This is a genomic window from Streptomyces sp. CB00455 (genome assembly GCF_001905445.1).
In the GTDB taxonomy this organism is placed as follows: domain Bacteria; phylum Actinomycetota; class Actinomycetes; order Streptomycetales; family Streptomycetaceae; genus Streptomyces.
Window position 1 is genome coordinate 371,182 of record NZ_LIVQ01000006.1, and the last position, 20,437, is coordinate 391,618.

The following is a 20,437-nucleotide window of genomic DNA, read 5'->3' on the forward strand; positions in this document are numbered from 1 at the left end:
ACCGGAAGGGGCGTCGAATCGAAAAAGGCTGGCAGGACCGGGGCCGGGCCCCGCACCCTCGGTGCATGTCCGATGTACCGAACCACCAGATCCGCGCGGCGCACACCGGCACCACGATCACCGTCTACCAGGCGTACTCCCCCCGCATCGGGGTGCCGGCGGCCCGCGACGGCCGCTTCCCGCCGGCCTGGAAGCGGGAGCGGATGACCTGGATCAAGCCGTCGTTCCTGTGGATGATGTACCGCTGCGGCTGGGCCTCGAAGGCCGACCAGGAGACCGTGCTCGCGGTGGAGATCACCCGCGCCGGCTTCGACCTGGCGCTGGCCGGGGCCTGCCTCTCGCACTACGCGCCTGGCGTGCACACCGACCGCGCCGCTTGGCGGGCAGCACTGCGCGAAGCGCCCGCCCGGGTCCAGTGGGACCCCGAACGGGACGCCCGGCTGAACCCGCTGCCCTACCGCTCGCTCCAGCTGGGCCTGTCGGGGACGGCCGCGCGGGCGTACGCCGACGAGTGGACGGTCGCCATCCGCGACGTCACCCCGCTCGCCCGCGAGGTCCACGGCCTGCTGCGCTCGGGGGACGAGGCGTCGGCGCGCGCCCTGCTGCCCGCGGAACCCCCCTACCCGGCGGGCCCGCTGCCCCACCTCGGGGCCTAGCCACCGGAGCGGGGGCGGGCGGGCCGGACCACGCCGGGCGGCCGGGGCCGGGCGGTCGGTTCCCGTCAGGGCTGGCGGCCGCGCGCCCGGAACCGCCTCTCCGGGGGAGCCATGCGGCAGACTGGAGGTTTGGCCGTCCGCGCCCGGGCGGCCACCCCACGCCGGAAAGGGACGTAGGTGAACGGGCCTCTCATCGTCCAAAGCGACAAAACCCTTCTTCTCGAGGTCGACCACGAGCTCGCCGGAGCCGCGCGCCGCGCGATCGCCCCCTTCGCCGAGCTGGAGCGGGCCCCCGAGCACATCCACACCTACCGCATCACCCCCCTCGGCCTGTGGAACGCCCGCGCGGCCGGACACGACGCCGAGCAGGTCGTCGACGCCCTCGTCGAGTTCTCCCGCTACCCGGTCCCGCACGCGCTGCTCGTCGACGTCGCCGAGACGATGGCCCGCTACGGCCGCCTCACCCTCTCCAAGCACCCCGTGCACGGACTGGTCCTGACCAGCACCGACCGGCCCGTGCTGGAGGAGATCCTGCGGTCCAAGCGGATCATCCCGCTCGTCGGCGCGCGGCTCGACGCGGACACCGTGGCCGTGCACCCCTCCGAGCGCGGGCAGATCAAGCAGACGCTGCTCAAGCTGGGCTGGCCGGCCGAGGACCTCGCCGGATACGTGGACGGCGAGGCGCACCAGATCGACCTGGCGGAGGACGGCTGGGCCCTGCGCCCGTACCAGCAGCAGGCGGTCGAGGGCTTCTGGCACGGCGGCTCGGGTGTGGTCGTGCTGCCCTGCGGCGCCGGCAAGACCCTGGTCGGCGCCGGGGCCATGGCGCAGGCCAAGGCGACCACGCTGATCCTGGTCACCAACACCGTCTCGGCCCGCCAGTGGAAGCACGAGCTGGTGAAGCGGACCTCGCTGACCGAGGAGGAGATCGGCGAGTACTCCGGCACGCGCAAGGAGATCCGCCCCGTCACGATCGCCACCTACCAGGTCCTGACGACGAAGCGGAAGGGCGTCTACCCGCACCTGGAGCTCTTCGACTCCCGCGACTGGGGCCTCATCGTCTACGACGAGGTGCACCTGCTGCCGGCGCCGGTCTTCAAGTTCACCGCCGATCTCCAGGCGCGGCGCCGGCTCGGTCTGACCGCGACGCTGGTGCGCGAGGACGGCCGCGAATCGGACGTCTTCTCGCTGATCGGGCCGAAGCGGTTCGACGCGCCGTGGAAGGAGATCGAGGCGCAGGGCTACATCGCGCCCGCCGACTGCGTCGAGGTCCGGGTCAACCTGACGGAGTCGGAGCGCCTCGCGTACGCGACCGCCGAGACCGAGGAGAAGTACCGCTTCTGCGCGACGACGGCGACGAAGCGGAAGGTCACCGAGGCGCTCGTACGCAAGCACCAGGGCGAGCAGACCCTGGTCATCGGCCAGTACATCGACCAGCTCGACGAGCTCGGCGAGCACCTGGACGCCCCCGTCATCAAGGGCGAGACCTCCAACGCGCAGCGCGAGAAGCTCTTCAACGCCTTCCGCGAGGGCGAGATCAGCGTGCTGGTCGTGTCGAAGGTCGCGAACTTCTCCATCGACCTGCCCGAGGCCACCGTCGCCATCCAGGTGTCCGGCACCTTCGGTTCCCGCCAGGAGGAGGCCCAGCGCCTGGGCCGCGTGCTGCGGCCGAAGGCGGACGGCCACGAGGCGCGGTTCTACTCGGTGGTGGCGCGCGACACCATCGACCAGGACTTCGCGGCGCACCGCCAGCGCTTCCTCGCCGAGCAGGGCTACGCCTACCGGATCATGGACGCCGACGAGCTGCTGGCGAGCGACTGACCTCGGCGTGACGCGGGGCCGGGAGCGGCACGGCCGCCCCGGCCGCGCGGTCCGGCAGCCGGCCCGCCGGCAGCGCAGCCGGCCCCGGGCCGCGGCGAGGACCAGCAGGGGCACGCACCACACCCACAGGGACGCCCGCCCCCGGGCCCGCCCACAGGGCCGGCCAGTCCGCCGACGGGGTCCGGCCGGGGGCGCTCAGGTGCCGCCCCCAGAACGCGGCGGAGGCCTCCGGGAGGGCCGCCAGGCCCAGGACGACCGTCCCGGCGAGGGCGGCCAGTGCCGTGAGCCCGGCGCGGGCGCGGCCGGAGGCGCCGCCGGAGGGACGAACCGGCCGGTGGTGCCGTAAGCCCGGCGCGGGCGCGGCCGAAGGCACGGCCGGAGGGGCGAACCGGCCGGTGGGTCCGCGGACGGTCAGCGGCGGGTCACGCCCGCGTCCTCGGCGTATTCGCCGAGGACGACCACGCTGACGGCGGCCGACGCGAAGACCTTCGCGGCCCGCAGCACGCTGCCGAGCATGTGCCGGTGACGGGAGTCGGAGGTGGCGGTGGCGCCGCTAGGGCGGCCGCCCTGGATCGGGGTGAGGGTTGCGGTGCTCATGTATCCATGGTGCGTTCGCGGCCCGCGTTCCACATCGGCCCAGGGGCGCAAACCCGCCTCCCCCGCGTACGACTCCCGGCCCATGCCGCTGCCCGCTCTCTGTGCCCGAGGTCTGACGACCCCGTGCCACCACCCGTACGGAGGCCCCTGCCGGGGGCGGCCGGCGGCGCCGGAAACCATTCGCGCGGCCCCGCCCCGCTGGCTACTGAACTTGAATCCGTGATGTCGGCTGTCTTCGGGTCATGACCGGAGATCTGGGTGGATGAGTGAGCCCTACCAGGCCGGGCGTGGATCCTGGCGCTCGGTGGAGAAGCCGGGCGGAACGGTCGTTTCCGTTCGCCACAGGACGCCCGGCTCGGGTGGGTCCTCAGCGGTCCGCGCGGGACGGTGTAGACGCCTATGGCCAGGAAGTGGCACCTCGGTCAGCACGCCGTTTTGGATCATCCACAGCCCGAAGCAGTCGTCTTCCTCGTCATGGATGAGTACCTGCACGCTCGCCGGGTCCGGCCACGCCAGGGACTCCAGGTGTCGAAACAGGCCGGATCGCGAACGGTTGAACTCCTTCACCCACCCGTCGACCTGGTAGAGCCGCTCGAAGCAGCCTCCCCACTCGCGCGAGTCGTCCGGCCGTGTCAGGGGTTCCATCACCTCGTCCGCGAACCGTGCCAGCACCATGACCTCAGCGAGTCTGCTCATGCCGAAGTATCTGCGCACTCGATGGGCCGGCGGCAATCGAATTCCAAGGTACGGCCAAGGGCACGGCATCTTCTTGCCGATCACGTGTTGAGAGGCAGACAGGCGCCGGCGAGGCAGCCGTCGATGATTTCTGGTCGATACTGCAGCATCTTCAGCCTGCGCTTCACCGCGCGGGTGATCTGGCCGAGGTCGGCCGCGGCGAGGTTGCCGATGTCGCGCTTGACCAGCGACCAGACGCCCTCGGTCGGGTTGAGGTCCGGCGCGTAGGTGGGCAACTGGAACACGGTGAGCCAATCGGCGCTCGCGGCAATAAACTCCCGCATGCCCGCAGTCAGGTGCAGGCGGACGTTGTCCCACACGAGCACGATCGGGCCGCCGAGCTTGATGCGGGCGCGGACGATCAGGTCGCGGAAGTCACGCCAGCTGAAGCCTTTCGGTTCGTCTTTGCGGCCCCGGTACTCGCGGATCGCGTAGATCAGCCGGGACCGTTCGCTCGGCTTGTAGCAGGCCATGCCCGCCATCGACACCCGCCCCGAGCCCCGGCCCCGGACTCTCACGACCGGGGTCTGTCCGATCCGCCCCCAGGTCCTGGCACGCGGCGGAGTCATCGATTGCCCAGCCTCGTCCTCGAAGACGATCCAGGCACCGCGCTCCGCCGCGGTCCTCTTACCCGCGGCCAGGTCTCCTTCTTCCACACCTCGACCGCAGCGTCGTCGCGCTCAATTGCCCGCCGAGCGGGCTGCTGCCAGCTCCAGCCGTGCCGCTTCAGCAGTCGCCAGGTGCCCTCGACCGTGTAGGAGACATGGAACAGCCGACCGATCAGCGATTTGATCCGTGCGAGCGTCCACCGCTGGTCTGCCCAGCCGTGGGCAAGCGGGCCACGCTCCAACTCCCGAGCCAGCCTAGCCATCTGGGCTTCACTGAGCCGAGCTCTTCCCGGGGATCCCTTCGACAGAACTCCCATCTTGCCCAGCTCGCGCCAGGCCCGGCGCCACCGCTCGACCGACCGCACGCTGATCCGCAGGGAGGCGGCGATTTCCGGGTTCTTCTGCCCGCCCTCGAAACGCTTCACGGCCTGGAGCCGTAACCGCTCCCGCGTAGCTCTCTCGGCGTCGGTAAGCCCGCCGCCCTGCGCGTACCTCACACCTCAGGGTTACCGGTGCCGACACCCAACTGTCAGGCGAACAGCTCCGACATCACCCGATCAAGTTCCTTACGTTGTTGGTGGGTCGATTCCGCTCACTCGTAGGATCGGAAGGCCCTGGGGCACTGGGTGTGGCTGTCAAGCTCATGCCGCACGTGTGGCTTCTACTGATTGGCCGCCCGGTGCCCCGCGACGACTCGGCCACTGATTGGGATGCGCGCGGAGATCGCTTGGTAAGGACACGCTGGCGAGGTCGTCTGCTGGGACCAGTACCGGAACTTCGGAGGTGAGCGTGCCCGAACTCTGGGCCGGAACGGACGCGGGCAAAGCCGAGCATCACTGCACGGTGATCGACACCGAGGGCAAGCGGAGGCTGTCGAGGCGGGTCGCCAACGACGAGAACACACTGCTCCAGCTGATCGCAGATGTTCTCGCGTTGAGTGAGGGCGAGCCAGTGACCTGGGCTATCGACCTCAACGCTGGCGGAGCCGCGTTGATGATCGCCCTTCTCACCGACAACGGGCAGAGAGTCCTCTACATCCCTGGCCGCACCGTCCACCACGCCTCCGGCTCCTACCGGGGCGACGGGAAAACGGACGCGAAGGACGCCTTCGTCATCGCGGACCAGGCCCGCATGCGCCGGGACCTCCAGAGCATGCACCGGGGCGACGACATCGCCGTCGACCTGCGCATCCTCACTTCGCGCCGCCTGGACCTGGCCGCCGACCGCACGAGGGCGATCAACCGGCTGCGGGCCCAGATGCTCGAGTACTTCCCCGCTTTGGAGCGAGCCTTCGACTACAGCACTTCCAAGGGATCTCTGGTGCTGCTGACCGGCTACCAGACTCCCGGCGCCCTGCGCCGGATCGGCAAGAACCGGCTCGCGGTCTGGCTGAAGAACCGCAAGGTCCGCAACTTCACCCTCGTCGCGGCCACCGCGATCGAGGCAGCCGAAGCCCAGCACACCGCCGTTCCCGGGGAGAAGCTGGCCGGCGCAGTGGTGGCCAAGCTAGCCAGGGAGGTGATGGCCCTCGATGAGGAGATCGCTGAGACTGACGTCCTGATCGAGGGCCGGTTTCGCGACCACCCTCACGCCGAGGTCATCCTGAGCATGCCCGGCATCGGCCCAGTCCTCGGCGCCGAGTTCATCGCGCACACCGGCGGCGACATGAGCATCTATGGCACCTCCGACCGGCTCGCCGGCGTCGCAGGCCTGGCGCCCGTCCCGAAGGACTCGGGACGAATCAGCGGCAACATGCGCCGGCCACGACGTTACTGCCGACGGCTGCTGCGGGTCTTCTACATGTCCTCTATGGTCGCTGCCCGATGCTGCCCCACCTCGAAGGCCTTCTACGAACGCAAGAAGGCCGAGGGGAAGAACCACAAGCAGGCCATCATCGCGCTCGCACGACGTCGCCTGAACGTCCTGTGGGCCCTCATACGCGACGGCCGCACCTTCAAGATCACCCCACCACCGCCCCCGGTTGCGCTCGGCTGACAGGCTCACGGCGCGTCACCGACCCCGGTTGACAACCCCATTGGGAATCAGTAGAGGAGGAGATCGACAAGCTGACAAGCTGACGAAGGTCTCCCCAGTCGCGGCCTCACCGGCGGCCCGCCGCTTGGAGGTCACCGCGGAGCGGGTCGGCTACTGGGCGGCCCACGGCACCGCCGATGACTCGAACACGGAANGTCTTCTACATGTCCTCTATGGTCGCTGCCCGATGCTGCCCCACCTCGAAGGCCTTCTACGAACGCAAGAAGGCCGAGGGGAAGAACCACAAGCAGGCCATCATCGCGCTCGCACGACGTCGCCTGAACGTCCTGTGGGCCCTCATACGCGACGGCCGCACCTTCAAGATCACCCCACCACCGCCCCCGGTTGCGCTCGGCTGACAGGCTCACGGCGCGTCACCGACCCCGGTTGACAACCCCATTGGGAATCAGTAGAGGAGGAGATCGACAAGCTGACAAGCTGACGAAGGTCTCCCCAGTCGCGGCCTCACCGGCGGCCCGCCGCTTGGAGGTCACCGCGGAGCGGGTCGGCTACTGGGCGGCCCACGGCACCGCCGATGACTCGAACACGGAAGAGGCTACCGTCCAATTCGGCGTCAACGAAGACGCCGCCCGCAAGCTGATGGCCCGCTTCGGACGCTGGGGCCCGTACCGCTGATCATGCGCAGGCGGCGACCCGCCCGGACTGGCGTGCTCGCATCGCGGCAGTACGAAGTCGCTCTTCGCCAGCCAACCCGTGCAACGGGCAGTGGCCGCGGGTATGCTACTCGGGAGCATGCGTGGTCGCACACGCATGCCACACCCCCGGGAATGGATTCAGGTCCGCGACCTGGTGGTGCAATGACTCGGGCGAGTCAACTGGATGGCCGTTCCTCCGTCGCAGGAGGGGCGGCCATCGTCCGTTCACGGCGGTACATGCGGCCGGTCAGCAACGGCTGTTCGGTTGAAGGCTTCGGCATCGGTCGGGTGTCGATCAGTCAGGTGTGAACACGGCCCGTCGCAAAGGCCCTGCTTGTGATCGTTTGAATCACGAGTCAGGATCCTGCTACGCAGAACACGGTCCTGTCAACGATCAATTCACCGTCTGAAACGATCATTGCGCTACGTCTTGTAGCCGCACGTCAGCAGTGAACCCCGAGGCGACGGACGAACCGGACCAAACTTGCTGGTTGGTGGCGGTTGGCACCCCTCGTCCCTCCGGAAGCCCGGATGTCTCCATTGCAGCGGAGAAAATCGAGGATCGTTTCAGTTGTGGAATCGATCGTCGCTCTGATCTAGTAGTTCCGCAGGTCGGGCCGCTATCCTCCAGTCGCCGTACAGCTACCAACCCCGCCAGGAGACACCGTGACCGACGAGGGTGACCCGCATCTGAAGAGCCTCAGTCTCCTGGAGCAGCTGATTGAGGAAGCCGACCTCGACTGGGCCACGGTCCTTGACCCGGTCCCGCTGTCGATGAGCACCGGCCTGCCGGTGGGGGTGGTGCGGGCAGGCCTGTCCCGCCGGCCCATGCCCCATACCGATTTCCAGCAACAGGTGGCGCAGCGGCTGGCGTTCCTCCGCGAGACTCGCTTGCGACCGGATGGCGGCCAGTATTCGCAGGCCGAGATCGCCGCCGGAGCCGACGTGACCCCGCAGTGGGTCGGTGAGCTCCTCAAGGGCCGCAAGGTGCCCAGCCTGGAGCTGGCTTCCCGGATCGAGGACCTCTTCAAGGTTCCCAGGGGCTTCCTGACCGCGACGCCGTCACAGGCGCTCAATCGCGCCCTCGAGGAGAAGCTGGCGTACGAGCAGGCACAGCAGCTCACCGATCTGCGCGAGCTCAAGGAGAAATTCAAACTCCGGTCGGTGGCTTTTCGTGGCGCCCCAGAGACCTTGGCCGCGATGCAGGACCTCTTGAATCTCATCGTGGACGATCAGCAGAAGACGCCATGAGCCTGCGCCGAAAGGGTTCGCAGGAGGTTACGGATCGGTGCTGCACGGCACGCGGTGCGCGGGTGAGGAGCCAAGGGTGGGGATCGTGAGGAAGCGCCGGAAAGATGCGCAGCTGGAAGATGAAATGGTCCGGCTGTGCGATGAATTGTACGCGGGCCTGGGTGAGCCCACCCCCAGTGACATCGATGAGCTGATCGGCCGCATCGCCGTGTACCTCAGCGAGTACCGCGGTGACCCGGCTCGTCCCGTGCGCATCGTGCGCCGGGACTTTCCGCAGGGCCTTGGCCCGGTGTCGGGTCTGTGGCTCGACCGTGAGACCGAGGACGTCATCGTCGTCGCCAAGAGCACCAGCGCCTTCCACGCCCTGGTCATCCTGGGTCACGAGATCTGGCACATGATCCGCGGTCACTGCGGCACCCACGTCCTGGGTACGCAGGTCGCCACGCGCCTGCTCGGAGACGACCTGCTGAACGCCGCCGACCTCGACGAAGCGCTGCGCCTGGTCGCCGCGCGGACCCACGCCGTGCCCGGCGACGAGGCCGAGGCCGAGCAGTACGGCCGCATGATGGGTCGACGCTTTCGGCACCTGGTCGAATTCGACCCCACGCAGCGGATCCTGGAGGGTCCGGCAGCCAGGATCCAGGCCTCTCTCGGCGATGCCTGATGGACGGCTCGGACTACTACATACCGGCGGCCGCCCTGGCTTTGGGCTTCCTCTCGAAACTGCCCGGGCTCATCCGGCGGCGCCGTAACCCCATGGTCCGGGCGGTCGCTGGCCTGCTCTTGATGGCCAGCGCCGGATTCGCCTTCGCCGCACCCCCCACGATCGTCGTGGTGAACCGCATCGTGGGGATGCCGAACATTTCCGCGCCGCTGGTCTACACGATCCTCAGTGTCTTCAACACCTGCTGCATTGTGCTGCTCGCGTACTGGCGTGAGGGCCTCGGCAGGGACGTCCAGCGCCGAGTCCGGAGGTGGGTCGCCGCCTGCGGCGCCGTCAGCATCCTGATCGCAGTGGCCTTCGCCTTGGGCGACGCCCCGGTAGAGCGGCTGCGGGATCTGGACACCCATTACGCGACCACACCGTGGATCCGCGAAATGATCGTGGTCTATCTCTCCTGGCACATCGTGGTCGGCGTGGTCGTGACGACGATGTGCTGGAAGTGGTCGCGCACGGTGGACGGGTGGCTGCGGGCAGGCTTGTTGACGCTCGTCGTCGGGTTCGCCTTCAGTGCCGACTTCGGTGTGGCCAAGGCCGCCGCTGTCGTCGCCCGTTGGACCGGCGGTGACCTGGACTTCCTTAGCACTGACCTCGCGCCGCCACTGGCCGGCGTGGGCGCCGTCCTGACGACCGCCGGGTTCCTCCTGCCGCAGGGCCAGCGAGCGACGGCGGCCTGGGAGGCCTGGCAGACCTACCGGCGGATGGGGCCTCTGTGGCGTCGGCTCCGCACGCTCGCGGGCCTGCCCGTCACCACCATCTGGTGGGCCCCTCTTGAGTCTCGGCTCTTCGACCGCGAGACGGACATCCACGATGACCTGCTGGCCCTGGCCCCGTACTGCGACGCGCAGACCATGACGACATGTCGCGACCGGGCACTCGCCGAAGGAGTCAGCCCCGACGACGCATGGGCCGTAGCCGCAGCCACCATGATCGCGCACGCCATCGCGGCCAAGGAGTCTGCAGCCGAGATGGGCGAGGAATCCCAGGCGTCGGGCACTGCTGCCCTCGGCGCTCTGCTCAGTACCGGGACGCGGGGGATCGCACACATCTCCCGCCAGTACGACGCCCTTCGGCACCACACCGTGGCTGCCTGATGAGAAAGACACCCCACATGAATGGCCCTCGCCTCCCCCAGGCACGGAACGTCTCATCCTCCGCCCCCCGGTGCGCCCCTCTCTGGTCTGCCGCTCAGAACGCGCTTCCGGACGACCCCGGTCAGCAGGTTGCTTCGTGAGCAACCCCAACGGCGTGGCGTTCTACATACCCGGCGTCCTTCTCTTCGTCGCCGGCTGCCTGAAGCTGCCCCCAGTGTGGCGCAACCCCAAGGATGAGTTGCTGCGATCGGTCTGCATGCTGCTCTTCGTCGCCGCCGGGGTTTTTGCCGTCGCCGCGGTGCCTTCCATCGCTGCGATCAACCGGATCAGCGGCCTCCCGAACTTTGCCGCCCCGGTCGTGTACGCGATCCTCACGGCGTTCTCCGGGTCCAACCTGGTGCTCATCATCCGCTGGAGCAGCGGCCCCGAAGAAGCCGAGCAGGCGGCCCGCCGGTCCCGCCGGTGCAACCTGGCCACGATCACGGTCATCACCACGCTCTTCACCCTGTTCGCCCTGGGCAACGCCCCGGTGGAGCGGCTGGTCGACCTGGACACGTTCTACGTGAACACCCCGTACATCCGCGAAATGATCGTCCTGTACCTGGTCGCGCACACCACAGCCGCGGTCATGATGACGGTCCTGTGCACCCGCTGGGCAAGGGTGGTCCACGGGCCGCTGCGCGCCGGACTCGTCCTGATCGTCACCGGCTACGTCCTCAACCTGGTCTACGACGCGCTGAAATTCACGGCGATCGGCGCACGCTGGACCGGCCGCAATCTGGACCACCTCAGCTGGCCCGTCGCGCCGCCGATCGCGGCGGTTTCCGCCCTGTTGATCGGTATCGGCTTCGTCCTGCCCCTGCTGTCACAGCGACTCATGAACATCGTGAGCCCCTGGCTCCGGTACTACCAGCTGCAACCGGCCTGGCGCGAGCTGCGGGTGGCCACACAGCACAGCATCAACCTGGCCAGCGGCCTGTGGACCCCGATTGAGGTACGGGTCTGCCAGCTCGAATCAGACATCTACGACGGGATCCTCACCGTCCACCCGTGCCTGGACCCCGAGGTCCGCGCCGCCTCTCTGCGTGAGGCCCTCAAAACAGCGCGGACGGACGAGGACGCGCACGCCGTCGCAGACGCCGCCGCCTTGGCTCACGCCATCGTCATGTGGACCAGGAAGACACCCCGCCAGAGCAGCGCCCACGAGCAGACCGACGACGGCCCGCTGCTCGTCTCCGCCGGAGGCGTCGCCGGCCTCGTGCGCCTGTCCAAAGCGCTCTCGAAGTCCCCCATCGTCCGAGCCACCCGCGAGGCGGCGGTCCTAGAAAGCAGCAACCGATGACTCAGCAGCCCACCGGCACCGCCCGAGTACTCATCCTCGGCGGCAGCCTCGCCGGTACCCTCGCGGCCGCCGCACTGGCACCGCACGTCGCCGAAGTCCTCATCCTGGAGCGGGACAAATCCCTCCCCGACTCCGCGGCACCGCGCCCAAGACTTCCTCAGGCCGCCCACGCTCACATGCTGTGGTCGGGAGGCGCTGACGCCATAGAACAACTCCTGCCCGGTATGACCGACACATGGCTCAAGGCCGGTGCCCACCGCATACCGATCCCCACCGGCATGGTCTCCTTCTCCGCCGCGGGCTGGTACCGGCGATGGACCGAGACGCACTACCTCATCGGTGCCAGCCGGGACCTGATCGACTGGGGCGTTCGCACCGCTGTCCTGGCGATCCCGAATGTCGCGGTACGCACCGGCATCACGGCCACCGCCCTTGTGGGCAATGCGTCCAAGGTGAGCGGTGTACGGGTCCGGGACGAGAACCACGAAGAGAGCGAGCTCACGGCCGACCTGGTCATCGACGCCACCGGTCGCGACTCCAAGGCCCCTGAGTGGCTCACGGCCATCGGCGCCCCCGATGTCCCCGAAACGGTCGTGGACGCCGGCGTGCGGTACGCCAGCCGCCGCTACCGGGCCCCGGAGGGCGCTGAGTCGGGCTGGCCGGTGATCCACATTCAGGCTGATCCGCGGAAAGGCAGACCCGGCCAGGTCGTCTCGATCATCTCGATCGAGGACGGACAGTGGCACGTCAGTCTCTCCGGCACGCGCGGCGGCGAGCCCAGCGCCGACGAGGCCCTCTTCGAGGAATTCGCCCGCGGGGTCCGCCATCCGCTGGCTGCAGAGTTCCTGGCCCGCGCCGAGCCAATCAGCGACGTCGTCGTCTATGGCCGTACCGCCAACCGGCAGCGCCGATTCGAGAAGGCAGCGATTGCGGCGGGATTCGTCGCCATCGGCGACGCCGCCACCAGTCTCAACCCGGTCTACGGCCACGGCATGTCCGCTGCCGCGCTGGGCGCCGTGGCCCTGCGCGACACAGCCGCCAACATTCCCGTGACCGCCCCGAAGTTCGCCGCCCAGGCACAGAGGGCCATAGCCCGCCCGGCCGCCGCGGCCTGGCTGCTCGCAGTCGGCCAGGACCGGTTCTATCCGGGCGCCACCGGCAAGGCCCCCAGCCTCGCCGACAAGCTCGCAGCCCGGTACGTGCACCGGCTCAGCCACACCGCAATCGGCAACTTCCTCGTCGTCAAGGCACTGACTGACGTGATGACGATGAAAAAGCCCGCCACTGTCCTGGGCAACCCCGACGTCCTGCTCGCCGCAGCCCGAGGTCTCCGCCGGCCCCTGCTCGACGGGCCACAGCTGACCCCCAGGGAGCAGAGCATCCTCGACCGCGAACCCCGGCGGGCGGCACAGCCGACAAACCTCTAACGCGCGGTGCCAGCCGCCCTCGAACGGCGCCCAGCTCCGGTACCCTCACCGGGCGCAGGATGGTCCCATCCCGATACCCGCGGGATGGGACCATCCTGCGCTCGGTGGCGCTATGGACCGACCACCAGCCAAGTGATCAAAACTGCGTCCATGGTGTGGTGATACCGGTACAGGACAGAGATTCCGCGGCCCCGAGTCGTCTCCTCGGCAAGGCGGACCACGTAGTCCTCGACAGCCGGGTCATACCCTGCCCGGCGCTCCCCCTGTCGGGGTTCGAGCATCAGGGCCGTACGGATGCCGGAGACCGCCAGGCCCTCGCCCGCCGTCAGTTCCGCACGCATCTTCTCGGCCTCGTCGGAGAAGAACACCTCCGTCACTTCTGCGCCTCCGCGAGTTTGCGTCGCAGGATAGCCGCGGTGTCCGCGCTGCTCATGGTGAGCGCGGCCACCGCATCGGGGCTGCTGTTTCGCAGCACGTATGAGCGGTAGCGCTCGGCGAGTTCGGGAACCCGGTCGAGAGGGGTCTCGGCAAGCTCGGCCTCGAAGTGGTCCAGCTCAGTCGGGATACCCAAGGGGCCCAGCGCCGCTAGGGCTCGACGCAGCTCGGGCAGAGTACTCATCGGCGGCGGGTGCGGAAAGCTACTCTCTGCGGCGGTACTCATGGTCGTTACCTCCCGGTCAGTGGGTGCTGCCGAGGCTACGCCCCGGCAGACCGATCGTGGAGCCCTTCGTGGAGCCAGGTCGGCCGCGCAGGAGCGGCAGTCAGAGGGCCCCGAGTGGTCAAGACTGCGAAAATCGGGCCAGCTCGGGGTGATTGCGGAGCATCTGGTCCTGGAACCGCTGCCGCTCCTCTGCGGCCGCTTCCTCCTGTGTTTCCTGCTGGACCCGAAGCTCCCCGCGCCGGGCATGCTCCGCGTATGCCAGGTCCAGGATCCCGCGCCGCTCACGCTGCGCCTGCTCCTGCACGGTATCCACCTCGAGGGCGAACTCAGCAGCACGGCGCCGTACGGCTTCCTGCGCCTCAGCAGCCCGCTTCAGGCACTGCGGGCACAGTCCGCTGGGCGGCTCTTCACCCCGGCCGGGCTGGCGGCAGGAAGGCTCCACGCACTCCCAGCGGCCAGGCTGGTCCACTAACTGGCGCGCAGCAGGCACCGCGCGTCCACGGCTGCGCCGGATCCGGTGCCGTTCGGGGCACGCGCCGCACGGATGGCCGTCGTCTACATCCTCACCATCTTCGCAGCGCGGATTCCCGCAGTGATTGATCCTCAGCAGTTCGCTGACGACAGCCGGGTAGCTGGCGATCTCGCCGTTGCGATGCTTCTGCGCGTATCCCCATGCATGCCAGCGCCGCGAGACCCGGCTGGCGAGTTGTTCCGCCGTGCGTTGCTCGGGGTTGGCGCCGAGGAGACTCAGGATCATGTCCCGGACCACCGTCGGACGGTAGCCGGGCATGGCGCCCGCCAGCTCCGGCGGATAGCCGCCCTCGACCGTACGCACGGCACGGGCCTGGACCTGCGTCATACGGACCTGGCCCTTACCGACCCCAGACCACTTCCTGGACGCCTTGGCGCCGTTCGTCGCGGCGGAGCCGCTCGTCGTGCGCGCCCTACTACCTGTAGTAGCCCTCCGGGCGTCACAGGCGCTACGCGCCGAAGGCGCTTGGTTCTCGTTCTCTTTCTTCTTGTTAAAGCTTCTTGTAGTTACCGCCCCGGACTCAGGGGGGACGTCCGCCCCCCACTGAGGGAGTACGTGGCCCCCTAACTCAGGGGACGCGACACTTACGTCTCCCCCCATTTGAGGGGATGCAGGCTGATCTACATTTTTGCTTGAGTTGGCCGCCTCGATGCCTTCTAGTGCGGCCTCTTCGTAGGCCTGACCAAGCCGGTCGTAGAACTGGTCCAAAGAGCGGGGACCGTTGTAGCCGGCAGGCGGGGTCCTGCGCAGCTTGTAGACATTCTTCTGCTGCGGACCACGACCGTCGGGGACTTTGATGACGGTAAGGGCACCGATCCCTTCGAGTTCTCGCACGAACTTTGTGATCTTGTCGCCTCGGGAGTAGCCCATCATCAGGGCGAGGATTTCAGTGGTCGGCCATACGTAGCGGTCGCCGCGGCGGCGGTTGAGGTGGAGAGCCAGGAGCCAGTACAGCTCCTTGGCCTTCGCATCGATGTTGGCGAGGCCGATCCAGTGGCCAAGCTGGACGTAGGGAAGCTCGTCTTCGGCTTCGACCTCGAACGGATCGGAGTCCTGGGCCCGGACGGCGGCAAGCATCGCAGCAACTGCGCGCATCCGCGCGTCCGACGGTCCGGCCTCCGGCGACGGACGGGAAATTCTGATCACGTGGCAGCCCCCTCCGGGCAAGAGAGGGGCCCCTGACGTTGCGGCGAACACGGACAGAGGTCCAAGACCGTGTGAACAGGTTCCTGGCGGTAGGCCGGCGCGGTCGCATAACGCCTGCTGGAGCACCCTCGGGTGGATTCGGTTTTGGTAGCGCGTTGACTGGGCGAGTCAGATGTGGTGTGCACGTTGCCCCTGTCGCAAGAGGAAACGTGCTGTTGTGTCAGGACGCCGGGAGATCTAGAGGCTGGAGTTGGGGGCAGTGAAGCCTACGGCTTCCCGAGCCCGTACGCTGCTCACTGATCACGCACCTCCTCACATCTTCGTGTGTGCGTTCGGCGTAGCGAGTTGCCTCTCGTTACACCGTCCGACAGGTCCCGCTTCGGGGTCTGTTGCGTTTCCGGGGGCGGTCTTCTTCCCCCGACCTGGTCTGATCACGTCACCCTAGCTGCCGTCACTCCGGGACGCACGACATGCGGGGTTCCGAGCGCGGCGTGGTCGCCTTCGACAAGGCGGACCTGCGCCGCGGGAAGGTTGGGTAGGACTTCGATTCCCGCGGCACACAGCCCGGCCCGGTGGGGCCGAGGTCCGCACAGAGGTCGTCGGCGGACGTGCGGATCGCCGAACTGCGGCCGCGACTAAGTGCCTCATCCTGAGAACGCTCCGGCGGCAGGCACGCTTCCACGACCTGGACGGCCATAAGAGGCCATCTGATCCAGGTAGTTGGTGTTCTGGGATGGTTTTGTGACTGGCGTCGTTGGCGGTCGTTGGATGAGGCGTGAGTGTTCGTCGTCCGTACCGCAGTGATGTGTCCGACGCCCGCTGGGCCTTGATCGAACCGATCTTTGACGCCTGGCGGGCGAGACGGACCGGACCCGGAACGGCAGCCCGGGTGCACGACCTGCGAGAGATCGTCAACGCGATCCTCTACGTCAACCGCACCGGCATCCCGTGGGAGTACCTGCCGCACGACTTTCCGCCGTACAAGACCGTCTACGACTACTACGCGAAGTGGGAAGCCGACGGCACCACCCAGCAGGCCCACGACCTGCTACGCGACAAGACCCGCCGATTCCACGGCCGCCAGGCGGAGCCGGCTGCGGCCGTGGTGGACGCGCAGAGCGTGAAGACTTCAGCAAACGTCGCCGAGACCAGCCAAGGCATCGACGCCGGCAAGAAGATCAAAGGACGCAAGCGCCACCTGATCACCGACACTCTCGGCCTGGTGCTGGCCGTCCTCGTCACCGCCGCCAACGTGCACGACACCACCGGCGGCAAGCTCCTGCTCAACGACCTGGCCGCGGCACATCCCAGCGTGTCCAAGGTCTGGGCCGACGGCGGCTACCAGAACAGCATCTTCAACCACGGCGCCGATCTGGGCATCGATGTCGAGGTGGTGCAGCGGCCACGAGCCAAGGGATTCGAGCCGCTGCCGAAACGGTGGGTTATCGAGCGGACCTTCGGCTGGCTGATGCAGCACCGCCGCCTCACCCGGGATTACGAAGCCCTGCCCCAACGATCACGAGCGGTGATCCATTGGGCCATGGCTAACAAAATGTCCCGCGAACTGACCGGAGAATCCGTACCAACCTGGCGAATCGAAACGGACATCCCACTCATATCCGCGTGAACACTGATCAGATGCTCTCTTACTGATCGTTTCAGAATGAGGTTCGCAGGCGGCGGAAGCATAAGAGGCTGCAGGCCAATTCGAGCAGCCCCTGGTGGAGAACGGCGCGTCGTTCGTATACCTACAACACACGTAGGGCCTGGTCGACGTCGCGCTCACGCCTGGAGAGCGCATGCAGCACGGCTTGGTCGCCGTGCCGGTCCCGGGCGGCGGCAAATAGCACGTCCACCGCGACGGCGAGCGCAGCATCGGGCACTCGGCATGGCGCGTCGACACTGAGCGCGAGGTCATCGAGGTGAACCGCCAGCTCGACGCAACGGGTCTGCAGGTATCCGTCGAGCAACATCTCCTCTCCCGGCCGGCGAAGGACAGCCACCCGCCGATCGGCCGACTCCATGCCCAGCCGCTGCGCCAGCCGCACCCACGCTGCCCGGGCCTGGTCAGCCACGACTGCGGGGCCGGCTGCGGCAGTTTCCTCGCTGCGGGCACGCACCCCGACGTTCAGCGCAGAGTCCGGCAACGACGTATCGGCGAGCCGCGCGTAGTACCGAACCGGTGACACCGGTTCTGCGCCGATTCCCTGACCGTCGAGGAACCACTCGACCTGTAGGACGCTACGCGCAAGGTGGCCGGCCAGCCCACCCACTGACATCCCGGGGAGCACGGATTCGGTCTCCCAGCATCGGGCTACATGCTCTGTGGCCAGCAGGTGCACCGCCTTCTCGGCAGCCTGCAGGTAGGTCTTCCGGATCTCATCAGTCACTCGGGCATCGTCGCAATCTCATCGTCACAGCTGCTGACAGGTCCACGTTGTGGATCGACCCGCCGCCTTGGCCGCCTGGACAGCTCGCCCATGTGGGGAGTGTGGTGGCACGGGAGCGGGTCTGTCTCAGGCCGCGGTCCATTGGTGGGCTTGGTGGGTCCTGGTGGCGGATAGGTCCGCCGCTCGCCGGACCGAATCAGCGGAGGCGGCCAGCAGCGGCAGCCGGACGGCCGGGCTGGGAATACGGCCCTGGGCGTGCAACACCCCCTTGATCACAGTCGGGTTCGGCTCGGCGAAGAGCGCGGCGGACAGCCGGGCCAGCTCGGCTCCCAGCCTGCGGGCCGGTCCGGTGGCGTCGCGCTGCCACAGCGAGATCAGCTCGGCGAAGTCAGCGGTGCGGACGTTGGCCGACGCCAGGATGCCGCCGCGGGCGCCCGCCGCGAGCAGCGGCGAGATGACGGCGTCATCGCCGCCGAGCACCGCGAAGCCCGGTGTCGACGAGCCGAGCAGGTCCATCGCGGCTGCGTCGATCGCACCGGTTGCGTACTTGACCCCGACGATCTGCGGTAGGTGCCTGAGCGCGTTCAGCGTGCTGGTGCTGAGGGGCTGACCGGTGCGGTACGGGATGTCGTAGACGACCAGCGGCAGGCCCCCGTGTTCGGCGAGTGCCGTGAAGTGCGCCAGCGTTCCCGCCTCGCCTGGCCGGGTGTAGGGCGGTGTGGGAACCAGTGCCGCGGCGACGTCACGGCTCTGAGCGAGCTCCCGCAGTGTCGTGATGGCGGCGGCGGTGTCGTTGGTGCCGACGCCGACGATCAGGGGAGCTCCGTGTGCCCGGCAGGCGGCCGAACAGATGCGGACCACGGCCCGCTTCTCCTCGGTGGTCAGCGTGGCGGCCTCTGCGGTGGTGCCCAGGGCAACGAGTCCGCGAGCGCCGCCGGCCGACAGCGCCTCGTCGGCGAGGCGGGCGAGCGCGTCCGGGGCGAGGCGCAGGTCGTCGGTGAACGGGGTTACCAAGGGGACAAACAGGCCGGTGAGGTTGGCTTCGGGCTTCATGCGCCCAGCCTGACCGACATAAACAAGTAGATCCAGTTCATCTTTCTTCGCTTATACATAAGCTGACCTTATGCTCGATGTTCGACGTCTCCACCTGCTGCGCGAACTGGACCGACGCGGCACCATCGCGGCCGTCGCCGAGGCGCTGACCTTCACCGCCTCGGCCGTCTCCCAGCAGCTGAGCGTGCTTGAGCGCGAGGCGGGCGTACCCCTGCTGGAACGAAGTGGCAGACGGGTGGTGCTCACCCCCGCGGGCCGCACCCTCGTCACCCACGCCGATGCCGTCCTCGAACGCCTCGAGCTGGCGGTCTCCGAGCTGGCCGGGGCACGCGAGGGCATCGGCGGGCCGCTGCGGATCGGGACGTTTCCCTCTGGCGGCCCCGCGATCGTGCCCGCCACGCTGGCCGAATTGGCCCAGCGGCATCCCGCGCTGGAACCGATGGTGCAGGAGATCGACTCGGCGCGGGTCTCCGACGGCCTACGCGCCGGCGAACTCGACGTGGCCCTCGTCCACGACTACGACTTCGTGCCCGCCTCCCCGGACACCACGGTCGACCAGGTGCCCCTGTTGGAGGAGCCGATGTACCTGGCCACCGGCGGCGCTGCCGCCACCGGTCGCGTCACCCGCGGCGAAACGCTGGCCGAGCTGCTCGGACCGTGGGCCACGTCTCCATGGATCACGGCCCGGGACGGCACGACCGGTCACGCGATGGCGGTACGCGCCTGTCAGGCGGCCGGTTTCCAGCCGCGCATCCGCCATCAGGTCAACGACTTTCGGACGGTCCTGGCACTGGCCGCCATCGGGCAAGGCGCCGGATTCGTACCGGAGATGGCCACCGCACACGCCCCCGAGGACGTGGTCCTGACCCGGCTGCCCCTCTTCCGCCGCTCGAAGGTCGCCTTCCGTGCGGGCGGCGGCACCCACCCGGCGATCGCAGCATTCGTGGCGGCGGCGCGAACAGCGTGGGTGCCACGGGCCGTGCCTCTTACTGATCGCTTCAGTGCGTTGAGTCGCGGGTCTTGTGCTCAGTGATCTTGTCGGCAGGGTGTCAGGAATGCGTGCTGATCTTGTTCCTGACGACCTGTGGGAGCGGGTGGCCCCGCTGCTGCCGCCCGCTCCCGAACGGCGCCGCTGCTACCCCGGTCGGCTGCGTGTTCCCGACCGAGTGGCGCTCGCGGGCGTCATGTACGTGCTGCGGACCGGTGTCGCGTGGCGCGATGTCCCCGCGGAGACCGTGGGCTGTTCTGGTGTGACGGCCTGGCGTCGGCTGCGGGACTGGACCGGGGCCGGCGTCTGGTCACGCCTGCACGCTGCCCTGCTGGCCGAGCTTCGGCGCGCCGACCTGCTGGACCTGGACGACTGCTCCGTGGACGGGTCGCACGTCCGGGCCCTCAAAGGGGGGATCACGTCGGTCCCTCGCCCGTCGACCGCGCCCGTTCCGGCTCCAAGCAGCACCTGATCGTCGACCGCCACGGAACCCCGCTCGCCGTGACGCTGACCGGCGGGAACCGGCACGACGTCACCCAGCTCCTGCCGCTGCTGGACGCCGTTCCGCCGATTCGGGGTCGGCGGGGACGTCCTCGAACCTCATTCTGAAGCGATCAGTTAGAGGTCGTTTCGTCCCGTTGTTTTATCCCGGGATCGGTTGTTTGGTCTGTGGTGTCGGGTCGCGCCAGGAAATGGTGTTCTCGCTGGTGAGGCGGCGGGCCATG

Annotated in this window: 19 protein-coding genes and 1 pseudogene; 12 read left to right on the forward strand and 8 right to left on the reverse strand. The window is 68.4% G+C overall.

Annotation, left to right across the window (positions count from 1 at the left end; genetic code table 11):
• The first annotated feature begins 65 nt into the window (after positions 1–65).
• Positions 66–656 (forward strand): DUF4291 domain-containing protein, encoded by a 591-nt coding sequence (locus tag AMK16_RS25120; protein WP_073919602.1) that lies wholly within the window; start codon positions 66–68, stop codon positions 654–656.
• 177 nt (positions 657–833) lie between these two features.
• Entirely contained in the window at positions 834–2,477 is a 1,644-nt protein-coding gene (locus AMK16_RS25125; RefSeq protein ID WP_073919603.1) for a DNA repair helicase XPB, read from the forward strand.
• Between the two features lie 411 nt (positions 2,478–2,888).
• Here the strand turns inward: AMK16_RS25125 and AMK16_RS25130 are convergent, their stop codons facing one another.
• From AMK16_RS25130 to AMK16_RS38550, 3 genes are all read right to left on the reverse strand, one after another.
• Positions 2,889–3,074 carry a hypothetical protein gene (locus AMK16_RS25130; RefSeq protein WP_073919604.1) on the reverse strand — a complete coding sequence of 62 codons (186 nt, stop codon included), beginning with the start codon at positions 3,072–3,074 and terminating at the stop codon, positions 2,889–2,891.
• A gap of 273 nt (positions 3,075–3,347) precedes the next feature.
• Positions 3,348–3,770 carry a hypothetical protein gene (locus tag AMK16_RS25135; protein WP_073919654.1) on the reverse strand — a complete coding sequence of 141 codons (423 nt, stop codon included), beginning with the start codon at positions 3,768–3,770 and terminating at the stop codon, positions 3,348–3,350.
• Between the two features lie 80 nt (positions 3,771–3,850).
• A protein-coding gene (locus tag AMK16_RS38550; protein WP_443333603.1) for an IS630 family transposase occupies positions 3,851–4,914 on the reverse strand; the annotation gives its coding sequence in 2 pieces (ribosomal slippage) (positions 3,851–4,467 and positions 4,467–4,914; 1,065 coding nt in all).
• Between the two features lie 292 nt (positions 4,915–5,206).
• Here AMK16_RS38550 and AMK16_RS25150 point away from each other — a divergent pair.
• The 7 genes from AMK16_RS25150 (at position 5,207) to AMK16_RS25180 (ending at position 12,942) form a co-directional block, all read left to right on the forward strand.
• Positions 5,207–6,412 carry an IS110 family transposase gene (locus AMK16_RS25150; RefSeq protein ID WP_443333604.1) on the forward strand — a complete coding sequence of 402 codons (1,206 nt, stop codon included), beginning with the start codon at positions 5,207–5,209 and terminating at the stop codon, positions 6,410–6,412.
• Positions 6,413–6,934: 522 nt separating this feature from the next.
• Positions 6,935–7,087: a hypothetical protein gene (locus AMK16_RS36300; protein WP_158071237.1), complete on the forward strand. Its 153-nt coding sequence runs from the start codon at positions 6,935–6,937 to the stop codon at positions 7,085–7,087.
• A gap of 686 nt (positions 7,088–7,773) precedes the next feature.
• A complete protein-coding gene (locus tag AMK16_RS25160) occupies positions 7,774–8,358 on the forward strand; it encodes a helix-turn-helix transcriptional regulator (protein ID WP_073919608.1) in 585 nt (194 codons plus the stop codon).
• 37 nt (positions 8,359–8,395) lie between these two features.
• Positions 8,396–9,022: a toxin-antitoxin system, toxin component gene (locus tag AMK16_RS25165; protein ID WP_143196860.1), complete on the forward strand. Its 627-nt coding sequence runs from the start codon at positions 8,396–8,398 to the stop codon at positions 9,020–9,022.
• Positions 9,022–10,173, forward strand: a complete 1,152-nt coding sequence (locus AMK16_RS25170) for an MAB_1171c family putative transporter (protein ID WP_073919610.1) — start codon at positions 9,022–9,024, stop codon at positions 10,171–10,173. Before AMK16_RS25165 ends, AMK16_RS25170 begins: the two co-directional genes overlap by 1 nt.
• A 136-nt stretch (positions 10,174–10,309) precedes the next feature.
• The gene (locus tag AMK16_RS25175) at positions 10,310–11,515 is read left to right on the forward strand and encodes a DUF6545 domain-containing protein (RefSeq protein ID WP_073919611.1); all 1,206 of its coding nucleotides are present in this window, start codon (positions 10,310–10,312) and stop codon (positions 11,513–11,515) included.
• Complete coding sequence (locus tag AMK16_RS25180) at positions 11,512–12,942, forward strand: hypothetical protein (protein WP_073919612.1); 1,431 nt, start codon at positions 11,512–11,514, stop codon at positions 12,940–12,942. Before AMK16_RS25175 ends, AMK16_RS25180 begins: the two co-directional genes overlap by 4 nt.
• Positions 12,943–13,052: 110 nt before the next feature.
• Here AMK16_RS25180 and AMK16_RS25185 read toward each other — a convergent pair whose 3' ends face one another.
• The 3 genes from AMK16_RS25185 to AMK16_RS25195 all read right to left on the reverse strand — a co-directional run bounded on the left by AMK16_RS25185 (position 13,053) and on the right by AMK16_RS25195 (position 15,281).
• Complete coding sequence (locus AMK16_RS25185) at positions 13,053–13,319, reverse strand: hypothetical protein (protein ID WP_073919613.1); 267 nt, start codon at positions 13,317–13,319, stop codon at positions 13,053–13,055.
• Positions 13,316–13,513, reverse strand: a complete 198-nt coding sequence (locus AMK16_RS25190) for a hypothetical protein (RefSeq protein ID WP_143196861.1) — start codon at positions 13,511–13,513, stop codon at positions 13,316–13,318. The genes AMK16_RS25185 and AMK16_RS25190 overlap by 4 nt, the downstream gene beginning before the upstream one ends.
• 208 nt (positions 13,514–13,721) lie before the next feature.
• Complete coding sequence (locus AMK16_RS25195; RefSeq protein WP_143196862.1) at positions 13,722–15,281, reverse strand: hypothetical protein; 1,560 nt, start codon at positions 15,279–15,281, stop codon at positions 13,722–13,724.
• 775 nt (positions 15,282–16,056) lie between these two features.
• Between AMK16_RS25195 and AMK16_RS25200 the strand changes: the two genes are divergently transcribed.
• Positions 16,057–16,908 carry an IS5 family transposase gene (locus AMK16_RS25200; RefSeq protein WP_073919616.1) on the forward strand — a complete coding sequence of 284 codons (852 nt, stop codon included), beginning with the start codon at positions 16,057–16,059 and terminating at the stop codon, positions 16,906–16,908.
• Positions 16,909–17,029: 121 nt separating this feature from the next.
• Here AMK16_RS25200 and AMK16_RS25205 read toward each other — a convergent pair whose 3' ends face one another.
• Entirely contained in the window at positions 17,030–17,671 is a 642-nt protein-coding gene (locus AMK16_RS25205; protein WP_073919617.1) for a maleylpyruvate isomerase N-terminal domain-containing protein, read from the reverse strand.
• 126 nt (positions 17,672–17,797) lie between these two features.
• Positions 17,798–18,724 carry a 4-hydroxy-tetrahydrodipicolinate synthase gene (dapA, locus tag AMK16_RS25210; protein WP_073919618.1) on the reverse strand — a complete coding sequence of 309 codons (927 nt, stop codon included), beginning with the start codon at positions 18,722–18,724 and terminating at the stop codon, positions 17,798–17,800.
• Between the two features lie 70 nt (positions 18,725–18,794).
• Here dapA and AMK16_RS25215 point away from each other — a divergent pair, with 70 nt between their 5' ends.
• Positions 18,795–19,757, forward strand: coding sequence for a LysR family transcriptional regulator (locus AMK16_RS25215; protein WP_073919619.1), 963 nt, complete (start codon positions 18,795–18,797; stop codon positions 19,755–19,757).
• Positions 19,758–19,779: 22 nt separating this feature from the next.
• Positions 19,780–20,309 (forward strand): annotated as a pseudogene (locus tag AMK16_RS25220) (IS5 family transposase); the annotation flags it as partial.
• Positions 20,310–20,437: the final 128 nt, after the last annotated feature.